Annotated in this window: 8 protein-coding genes; 3 read left to right on the top strand and 5 right to left on the bottom strand. The window is 70.1% G+C overall.

Annotation, left to right across the window (positions count from 1 at the left end):
* Nucleotides 1-101 precede the first annotated feature (101 nt).
* The 3 genes from VIR15_RS15300 to VIR15_RS15290 all read left to right on the top strand — a co-directional run bounded on the left by VIR15_RS15300 (nucleotide 102) and on the right by VIR15_RS15290 (nucleotide 5,615).
* Complete coding sequence (locus VIR15_RS15300; protein ID WP_331929245.1) at nucleotides 102-1,304, top strand: plasmid pRiA4b ORF-3 family protein; 1,203 nt, start codon at nucleotides 102-104, stop codon at nucleotides 1,302-1,304.
* 185 nt (nucleotides 1,305-1,489) lie between these two features.
* A complete protein-coding gene (locus VIR15_RS15295; protein ID WP_331929243.1) occupies nucleotides 1,490-4,552 on the top strand; it encodes a glycine--tRNA ligase in 3,063 nt (1,020 codons plus the stop codon).
* A 58-nt stretch (nucleotides 4,553-4,610) separates the two neighbouring features.
* The gene (locus VIR15_RS15290) at nucleotides 4,611-5,615 is read left to right on the top strand and encodes a CorA family divalent cation transporter (RefSeq protein ID WP_331929241.1); all 1,005 of its coding nucleotides are present in this window, start codon (nucleotides 4,611-4,613) and stop codon (nucleotides 5,613-5,615) included.
* Nucleotides 5,616-5,761: 146 nt separating this feature from the next.
* Here VIR15_RS15290 and soxR read toward each other — a convergent pair whose 3' ends face one another.
* From soxR to VIR15_RS15265, 5 genes are all read right to left on the bottom strand, one after another.
* Nucleotides 5,762-6,196 (bottom strand): redox-sensitive transcriptional activator SoxR, encoded by a 435-nt coding sequence (gene soxR, locus VIR15_RS15285; RefSeq protein ID WP_331929239.1) that lies wholly within the window; start codon nucleotides 6,194-6,196, stop codon nucleotides 5,762-5,764.
* Nucleotides 6,197-6,760, bottom strand: coding sequence for an AAA family ATPase (locus VIR15_RS15280; protein WP_331929237.1), 564 nt, complete (start codon nucleotides 6,758-6,760; stop codon nucleotides 6,197-6,199).
* 92 nt (nucleotides 6,761-6,852) lie between these two features.
* Nucleotides 6,853-7,740, bottom strand: a complete 888-nt coding sequence (locus VIR15_RS15275; protein WP_331929235.1) for a double zinc ribbon and FHA domain-containing protein — start codon at nucleotides 7,738-7,740, stop codon at nucleotides 6,853-6,855.
* Complete coding sequence (locus tag VIR15_RS15270; protein WP_331929233.1) at nucleotides 7,737-9,023, bottom strand: VWA domain-containing protein; 1,287 nt, start codon at nucleotides 9,021-9,023, stop codon at nucleotides 7,737-7,739. The genes VIR15_RS15275 and VIR15_RS15270 overlap by 4 nt, the downstream gene beginning before the upstream one ends.
* A partial coding sequence (locus VIR15_RS15265; protein WP_331929231.1) for a PP2C family protein-serine/threonine phosphatase occupies nucleotides 9,016-9,690 on the bottom strand: 675 nt, incomplete at its 5' end. The genes VIR15_RS15265 and VIR15_RS15270, both read right to left, overlap by 8 nt.

Genomic DNA, 9,690 nt, shown 5'->3' with positions numbered 1-9,690 from the left:
GGGGATCCAGCGCAAGGTGGTCTGGGACACACTGAAGTACGACCTGCCACGAGTTCGCGACCTGCTCACACAAGCCCTCGACGATTTGGCAGAGTGAGGCCATGGCGAAGCGAGCGCTGCGTGTCCGGGTCGAGGTCGTCGGCTCGCCCGAGGGCCCAGTCGAGTCGCGTCCCGGGCGGATCATGATCGTGCCGCCTCATGTGACCTTCGACGACTTCGGTCTCGCGGTCGACCGGGCCCTGGGGCGGTGGGACCTCGCCCAGTTGCGGCTCTACTGGACCAGCGGGGACGGCGGATCGGACCCGAGTCGTTTCAGCTACAAGGACCGGGTCGCGGCCAAGCTGAAGCCCGGCGGCGTGTTCGGCTACCGGTTCGGACAGGACGGTTGGGAGCACGAGTGCACGGTCGAGGCTTACGACGACCCTGTCGAGGCCTTCGGACGAGAGACGCACACTGCCCACGCGATCACCGGCTGGGGCGCGGTGCCGGACCAGGCCGGCAACACCGCTCCACCGTCCACCGTCGACGAGGGCGGTCACGTGCCCCTCTGGCCCGACCTCGCCCGCCTGCGCCGCCTGGACGATGGCGAGGTCCGCCGTGCCGCCTTTGCCGGTGACCTGCCGACACTCGTCCGCGCCGTCACGGGCTCGAACCTCGACTACGCACTCCAGTTCGTCGGCGATGCGCTGCTGAAAGCGCGCCGCGCGTCGGGCGGGGCAGAAGGGGCCACGGCCAGCGAGTCCGACGCCGAGGTCGCCCGGCTCCTCGCGGCCATTGCTGGACGACTGCACGAGCGGGGCTGGAGCGGTGACGAGTACCTCGCCCAGGACATCGAGGCCGAGCTCTCCGGCGCCGAAACGGAGCTGCGCCCACTGCCCGTCGACATCCCCGAGCTCACCCAGATCATGTCCTCCGGCGGCGACTTCCGCTCCGAGGGCCGGCTCAACCTCGACACGGGCGAGATCAACGAGTTCCAGCCCTTCGGCGACCGCTTCGACGCCTACGACGACGAGGACGCGGAGGGCGAGGAGGAGGACGCGGCCGAGTCCTGGACCAACGTCGCCTGGATCGAGTCCGGCAGTAGCGACGGCTGGAACGACATGTCCTCCTTCGCCGAGCTGCAGCACGACCCCAACATCGCCGACCGGTTGGCGCGCGCGATCGAGGGCCGGGGCGCGTTCCGCCGCTTCAGGGACGCGGTGGACCAACTCGACCTCACGGACAGGTGGCACGAGTTCTCCGGCGACCGCGAGCTCGGCCGAGCGCGCCAGTTCCTCGCGGAGTACGGCGTCCGACCCATCTGACCGCAACACACCCGCTCAGCGACTGCCAGGGCCTGCTGCAGCTGGGGGCAGCAGTCGGTAAGCGGGTGTGTTGCGGCAGGGGAGGGCGGGAGGGCTGGGAGCGAGCGGGCGTCGGGGAGCGCGCTCAGCGGCATACGGCATCGGTGGTGTGAAAGGCAGCCACGCGCCGCCGGTAACCTTGGCGGGTGCCTGACACCACCACGCTGACCGTCCAAGACGCCCTGCTCACGCTGCAGAAGTTCTGGACCGACCGAGGTTGCATGATCGTGCAGCCCTTCAACACCGAGGTCGGCGCGGGGACGATGAACCCCGCCACGATCCTCCGGGTCCTCGGTCCAGAGCCGTGGCGGGTCGCCTACGTCGAGCCGAGCGTGCGGCCGGACGACTCGCGCTATGGCGAGAACCCGAACCGCCTCCAGACGCACACCCAATTCCAGGTCATCCTCAAGCCGGACCCCGGCAACCCGCAGGAGCTCTACCTCGAGTCGCTCGAGGCGCTCGGCATCGACATCCGCGCGCACGACATCCGCTTCGTCGAGGACAACTGGGCGCAGCCGGCCATCGGCGCCTGGGGCCTGGGCTGGGAGGTCTGGCTCGACGGCATGGAGATCACGCAGTTCACCTACTTCCAGCAGGTCGGCGGGCAGAACCTCGACCCCGTGTCCGTCGAGCTGACCTACGGCATCGAGCGCATCATGATGGCGCTCCAGGGCGTGACGCACTTCAAGGACATGGAGTACGCGCCGGGGATCAGCTATGGCGAGGCGTTCGGGCAGAGCGAGTACGAGATGTCGCGCTACTACCTCGACGACGCCGACATCCAGACCAACCGCGACCTCTTCGAGCGCTACACGGCCGAGGCGCAGCGGCTCATCGACGCGCGCCTGCCGGTCCCCGCGCACACCTACGTCCTCAAGTCGTCTCACGCGTTCAACGTCCTCGACTCACGCGGCGCCATCTCGACGACCGAGCGCGCCAAGGCGTTCGGCACGATGCGCCGGCTCGCGCGCGAGGTGTCCCGCCTCTGGGTCGAGCGGCGCGAGGAGCTCGGCTACCCGCTGCTCGGCGCTGACCTTCCGCCGATGGACGGTCGCGCTGTCATGCCGCCTTCCCGCGGGGTGGAGTCGCCCGAGGAGTCGTATGCCGCTGAGCTCGCTTCCCTTGCGCCTGACGTCACGCGTCGGCTGGCTCTCGAGATCGGCGTGGAGGAGCTGCCGCCGCATGTCGTGCCCGAGGCGATCGAGCAGGTCCGTCGGGGCCTGACCGAGAAGCTGGGGGCGACGCGGCTGCCGCACGGGTCGGTCGTCGTCCATGGCACTCCACGCCGGATCGTGGCGCTCGTCGACGAGGTCGGCGCGCACGAGCCGGATGCCGAGACGCTGCGCAAGGGGCCCAAGGTCGTTGCCGCGTTCGGGCCGGACGGGGCGCCGACGAAGGCGGCCGAGGGGTTCGCCCGGGGCCAGAGGGTCGACGTGTCCGAGCTCGTGCGAGCGGAGTTCGACGGGGTCGAGCACGTGGCGGTCCGGGTCCAGGAGACCGGGCGCGGGGTGCTCGAGGTGATGGGGTCGATCATCGCCGATGTGGTCTCCGGGTTGCGCGCGGACAAGAACATGCGGTGGTGCGATCCCGAGCTCGCCTACAGCCGCCCGATCCGGTGGATCGTCGCGCTCTGGGGCGACACGGTCGTGCCGGTCTCTGTGTCTGGACTGCGGTCGGGGCGGACGACGTATGGCGAGCGGACCGAGGCCGGGCCGCTCATCGAGGTCGAGAACGCCGACGTCCTGCTGCCCAAGCTCGCCGAGCGGGACTTCCTCGTCGACCCGGCTGAGCGGCGGGAAAGCGTTGTGGCGCAGGCGCACTCGCTCGCTGCCTCGGTCGGCGGAGTCATCGACATCGAGGGTGAGGCCGCTCTTGTCGACGAGATCACCAACCTCGTCGAGGCGCCGCACGGCATCCTCGGCTCCTTCGAGGAGCGCTACCTCGAGCTGCCGGAGCAGATCCTCACGACGGTGATGCGCAAGCACCAGCGCTACCTGCCGGTGCGGTCGGCCGAGGGTGCGCTCATGCCGTATTTCGTGACGATGGCCAACGGCGACTGCGACGACGACCTCGTGCGGGCTGGGAACGAGAACGTCCTGCGGGCCCGCTACGAGGACGCGGCGTTCTTCTACGGCGCCGACCTCAAGGTGCCGCTCGCCGACCTGCGGACCGGCATCGCGAAGCTGACCTTCGAGGAGCGGGTCGGGTCGATGGCCGATCGCGCCGACCGGATCCGCGACGTCGCGGCGGCGCTCGCCGAGCACGTCTCGCTCGACGCTTCGGAGGGCGAGACGCTGTCCCGGGCGAGCGAGCTGGCGAAGTTCGACCTCGCCTCGCAGATGGTCGTCGAGCTGTCCAGCCTCGCCGGGTACATGGCGCGGGAGTACGCCCTCAAGGCCGGCGAGACGCCCGAGGTGGCCGCGGCGCTCTACGAGATGGAGCAGCCGCGGACCGCTGGTGGAGCGCTGCCCGAGTCGCGGCCGGGTGCGCTGCTCGCCCTGGCCGACCGGTTCGACCTGCTCATGGCGATGTTCGCTCTGGGGGCCAAGCCGACCGGGTCCTCGGACCCCTTCGCGTTGCGGCGCGCGGCACTGGGAGTGATCGGCATCCTGCGCTCGCAGCCGACCCTGTCCACGATCTCGGTCGAGCAGGGGCTGCGTGCGGCGGCCGACCAGCTCCGTCAGCAGGGGCTCGACGTGAGCACCGAGTCGATTGCTGACGCCCTCGAGTTCGTCACCGGCCGGTTCGGCCAGCAGCTGCGCGAGGAGGGCGTGCCGTCCACGCTCGCGGGGGCGGTCCAGCCGCTCGCCGGTTCGCCGGGGAAGGCCGAGGCGGTCCTGCGCGACATCGAGACGGTCCGTGGGCGCGATGGTTTCCCGAGGCTGGTGGAGGCCACCCAACGCATCACCCGCATTGTCCCGCAAGGGAGCCCAGCGGCATACGACACCGCGTTGCTTCAGGAGGACGCGGAGCGAGCGCTGCACGAGAAGGTTGTGGCACTGCCTGACCTCGCGGCCGGCACGTTGCCCCAGTGGGCGGATGCCGCAACGGGGACCGTGCCGACGCTCGAGCGGTTCTTCGACGAGGTGCTCGTCATGGCCGAGGACCCCGCCCTGCGGGCGGCTCGGTTGGGGCTGCTCCAGACCGTTGTCGAGCGGGCCCCTCGTGGCATCGACTGGCGTTCGCTCCACTCCGCCCTCGCCGACTGACCCCGCAACACGCCCGGTGGCGAGGGAGACTGGGCACACACCGAGACGTGGAGGCGCCATGATCATCGACTGTGCCCTGTACCGTGACGGTCGCCGTCAGCAGGAGGGGGTGCTCACTCTCGACCAAGCGGCCGCACTCCACCGCGATGGCAGCGACGGGTTCGCCTGGTTGGGCACCTTCGAGCCCGTCCCCGAAGAGCTCGAAGACATCCGCAAGAGCTTCGGGCTCCACGAGCTGGCCGTCGAGGACGTCAAGAGCTTCCATCTGCGGCCCAAGGTCGAGCAGTACGGCCAGGACGTCGAGCTCGTCATCCTCCGGACGGCGCGCTACGACGACGACCGGGAAGAGGTCGACTTCGGCGAGATCAGCGTCTTCATCGCACCGACCTTCGTCATCACCGTCCGGCAGGGTGTGGCGAGCGAGCTGCACTCGGCGCGCACCACCCTCGAGGGACACCCGGAGCTGCTGGCGGAGGGCAGCCCAGCGGTCCTCTGGGCCATCCTCGACCAGGTCATCAAGAGCTACGGCCCCGTTGTTGCCGAGCTCGAACGGGACATCGAGGAGGTGGAGAGCACCGTCTTCGCCGGCGAGGCGGCACCCACGGAGCGGATCTACTTCCTGCGCCGTGAGGTCACCAACTTCCACCGCGCGGTCCACCCGTTGCTGACCGTGCTGACGACAATCGAACGGGCCAATCGCGAAGGCCCTCTCGCGCCCTACTTCCACGACGTGCACGACTACCTCCGGCTGATCAGCGACGAGGTGGCTGCCCAGCGGGACCTGCTCGCGACCATCCTCGAGGCGAACATGGCCGTGATCTCGGTCGAGCAGACGCGTCTCGGGGTGCGTCAGGGCCAGACCGTCGAGCGCCTGACCATACTCGCCACGATCTTCCTGCCCCTGACCTTCGTGACCGGCTTCTTCGGGCAGAACTTCCCGTGGCTCGTTCAGCAGATGGATGGCCTTGGCCGGTTCCTCGTCCTCGGGATCGGCGGGCTCGTCGTGCCGCTCGTCGTCCTGTGGCTGCTCCTCCGCAGAGACCGCTATCGGATGGAGCGCTAACAGGGCACCTCAACCCCAATCGAGTGAACAAGATTTGGGTTGTCACACTCAGGCAGCCCTGAGCGCAAGGCCCAAATCTTGTTCACTCGATTGCCCAAGTCGTGTTCACTCGATTGCCCAGATCTTGTTCACTCGATTGAGTGAGGTCAGGGGTCGAGGCGGTGTGGTCCCGGGCCGAGCGTGGCGAGCTCGTCCAGGGGGTTGTTCAAGGCGCAGGTCGTCAGGCTGAGGCAGCCGCAGCCGATGCAGCCGTCGAGCCGGTCCCGGAGCCGTTCGATGCGCCGGATCTGCTCGTCGAGACGCGATCGCCACGCCGCGGAGAGCCGCTCCCAGTCCCGCGCCGTCGGGGTCCGGGAGTCCGGCAGCGTCGCCAGCGCCTCCTTGATCTCCTCGAGGGACAGGCCGACGCGCTGGGCGGCACGGATGAAGGACACGCGACGGATCATCGGACGCTCGTACCGCCGCTGGTTGCCCGAGGTGCGGACGGACGAGATCAGGCCGAGAGCCTCCCAGTAGCGCAGCGCCGAGGTGGCGACCCCCGTGCGCTCCGCGACCTGGCCGATGGTCAGCTGCGTCACCATTCAGCGCATCCCTGCCTCGGGCAGGCGCCGGATGATCTCGTCGACGGTCTCGTCGGGCGTCTGCTGCGAGCTGTCGAGCCAGAGCCCGATCTTGGGTGTCTCGGTCCGCACCTTGTGGTCGAAGTCCCGGATGGACCACAGCTCTCCATAACCGGTCTTGGTGCGCTCCGCCTCGCGGCGCATGACGGTCGACACGTCGGGCGCGAGCATGACGAGGCTGACCGGGTCGCGCAGCTGCGCCAGGAAGGGCTCGAGGCTGGCGCCCACGAACAGGTCCTGGACGACGACGGTGAAGCCGGCCTCGGCGTACATGTTGGCGGTGTGGGCAGCGAGCCGGTGTCGCAGCGCGAGCTGGCGTTCCGCCTCGGGGTCGCCCTGCGGTGACATGTCGACGCGGCCGCTGACGACGACCCGCCGGAACTCGTCGCCGCGCAGGTGAACGGCCCTGCTGAAGCGCTCGGCGAGGAGCTGGGAGACAGTCGACTTGCCGGCGGCCATGACGCCCGTCACGACGATGGTCTGCGGCGTGTCGACGTGGTCCGGGAGGGGAGACCGTTGCGTCACAGGGCACACCATAGATCGCTCACGGCCGGAATGGCGCGGCGATTCACGAAAAGTTCAAGTTTCCTCGAAGGATTGCCTCAAGAGGACCCAGGTCAGGCGTAGGCGTCGACCTCGTCGGGGGTTGCCCTGCGCACCACCACGCGGCTCCACGCGCCGACATAGAGCCGGTCGTCATCGTCGAGCTCGGTCTTCGGGCCGACCGCGATCGGGTCGTCCGGCAGCGGGCCCGCGGCAGCGCCGACGAAGGTGCCGTTGGAGCTGCCGAGGTCCTCGACGAACCACCGGGTGCCGTCCGTCGTGAGCTGGGCATGTCGACGGCTGACCCCGGGATCCGACGACAGGTCGATCTCGGGGTGCGTGTTGCGGCTCTGGCTGACCCGGCCCATCAGGACGCTGCGCGAGCGGAGCGGGATGATGATGGGCAGCCCCGGCGAGGGGCACGGGTCGTCGACCTCCTGGGTCCGATACCAGTCCGGGTCGATCCACACCTCGGCGAGCCAGTCGAACGATTCCGCCTTCTCGGCCGGCGTTTTCTGCACACTCGCCGGGTCCTCGGCATCAACGAGCGCCCCGGCGTCTCCGGCGTCTGCGAGGCCACCGAGGTCACCGAGGTCACCGGCGTCCCCTTCCGCAGCCTGCGCAGGAGGCGCCTCGCCGGCCACCCGCGGCATCGCCCCGGTCGTGAAGTCGTAGCCGCACGCCTCGCAGAAGAGGGCACCGGGCGGGTTCTGCGCCTGGCAGTTGGGGCAGTCGAGCGACTCCGGCTCAGCGGCCGCCGCGGACCCTTCGGCGGACTCAGCCGGAGCGGCACCGGGCGTGGCAGGGGCAGCCGGCTCAGCGGCATACGACCCCGTGGTGCGCAGGCCCGCAGAGGAGGAGGCCGCGGCACCCGAGCCAGCCGACGCCTCGATCGGCGATCCGCACACGTCGCAGTAGTCGTCGGCCTGGGACTGGTGGCCGTTCGGGCACGTGACCGTCATCGGCGCACCCGGCTCGTCTTCGTCGACGCCGTGTCGAGGGACATCTCGTCGATCTTGGACGCGCTCTTCTTCAGGCGGACCGTCCCGGTGTCGGCGTCGTCGATCTCGACGACCTTCTTCAGGCGCGTCGTCATCTCGTCGTTGCCGGTCTGGTCGGCGAGCTGGACCGCGCGGCCGAGCTTGGCGGTCGCGACCTCGTCGTGGCCGGCGGCCTTGGCGGCCAAGCCTTCCCGGATGACCTGAGCGAGCTCCGCCTGGCCGGTGTAGGCGGCGACGGCCGGGTCGATCCGGGTCGTCAGGGCGTCGTCATTGCTCCACTTGGCCTTGACCAGGCCCTGCGCCACCGGTTCCACGCCGAGCGCCAGCGACACTCGCGCGGCCAGCTGCTCCTGCCCCAGGGTGCGCGCCGGCAGCCGGACGGCGACGTGGTAGTCGCGGCTCTCGTCGGACCACGCGCCCGTCGGGTAGCCACCGGTGAGTGCGTTGACCGGGGTGCGTCGCCCCGTGAGGTCCTCGAGCGTCGGCGACACCTGTCGCACGAAGAGCAGCTCGGCCCCCTGCGGAGCCCACACGCGCAGCTCGGCGCTGGCGACACCGCGGGCCATCGACGCCCGCATCATCGACTGGAACTCGGCCGCCATCTCCTCGGGCTCCGGGATCAGGTCGACCGAGCCGAGCAGCGCCGACGAGATCGCGCGCACCTCGTCGACGCGCCACTGGTCCCCGACGCCGCGGGCATCGCACTGGAAGGCACCGATGCAGGACTGGATCGCGGCCTGCAGCGAGGCGGGGGTCTCACCCTCGTTGACGCCGTCGGTGAGCAGGATCGCGTGCTTCTTCGTCACGTGCGGGACGGTCTCGAAGATCTGCCGGGCGAGCGTGAGCCAGGTGCCCATCGCGGTGCCGCCCTGGGCCCGCAGGCCCTCGACGGCGCGATGCGCCTCCGTCCGGGTGTGCGACGACATGACGGCCAGGGCGCCCTGGTGGGCGTAGGGGTAGACGATCTGCGCGGTCCCGTTGCCGGAGACGACGGCGAAGAGCGTCCCGTCGACGATCTCGTTGAGGGCGGCCTTGGCGGCGTGGCCGGCCTCCATGACCCCGCGCCGGCCCATCGAGCCGGACGTGTCGATGAGGATGACCTCCGCGGCTGAATTCGGGTCGACGACGCCCACCGACCCGGCGGTCGAGGCGCCAGTCGACGTGATGCGCACGATCGCGTGCACGTCGGTCCCCCCGTCGGGGAGGAACTCGTTCTGGAACACCTCGGCGGTGAAGTCAGCCATCGATCGGGTCACCTTCCTCTGGCGCGGCCACCACCGCGCCTGTCGTCTCCTGTGATCCTTGCCCAGCGAGTCGAGCAAGGGCAACCGTGATGTTGTCGCGTCCGCCCTGCTCATTGGCGAAGTCGACGAGCGCCTGGGCCACTGCTGCCGGGTCGGCGGCGCCGACCTGCTCCACCTTGTTGTGCACGAGCACGCGGACGTCCTCGGGCGCCGAGCAGTAGTTCCACAACCCGTCCGAGCACACGAGGAGCCAACCGCCTGCGGCTTCCTCGGCGGAGAGCGTCGTCAGGTGGGGCGCGAGGTCGTCGGGCGCGTCGGTGCCGAGCCAGCGGGTGATCGAATGGGCGTGGGGACCGTTCTCGGCAGCCTCGCGGGGCATGCCGGCGCGCATCTGCTCGTGGGCGTACGAGTCGTCCTCGCCGAGCTGTCGCGGGGGCTCGGTGCCGTCGGGCAGCCAGTACACCCGGCTGTCGCCGACGTTCCCGGCGACGATGACGCCGTCCTCGATGACTGCCGCAGCGATCGTGCACGACGGCGGATTCTCGACCTCGCTGTCGATGGCGTCCCGCACGGCGTCGTTGGCCGTGGCCACGGCGGCGCTGAGCGCCTGGGCCGCGGCCGCTGCCCAGGCGTCCGGCGTCCCCGCCCCTTTGGGCAGGGGCTGGTC

This window comes from Intrasporangium sp. (assembly GCF_036566125.1).
Taxonomy (GTDB): Bacteria; Actinomycetota; Actinomycetes; order Actinomycetales; family Dermatophilaceae; genus Intrasporangium.
The sequence above is the reverse complement of the archived record's forward strand: the minus strand, read 5'-3'. Positions and strand labels throughout refer to the sequence as shown.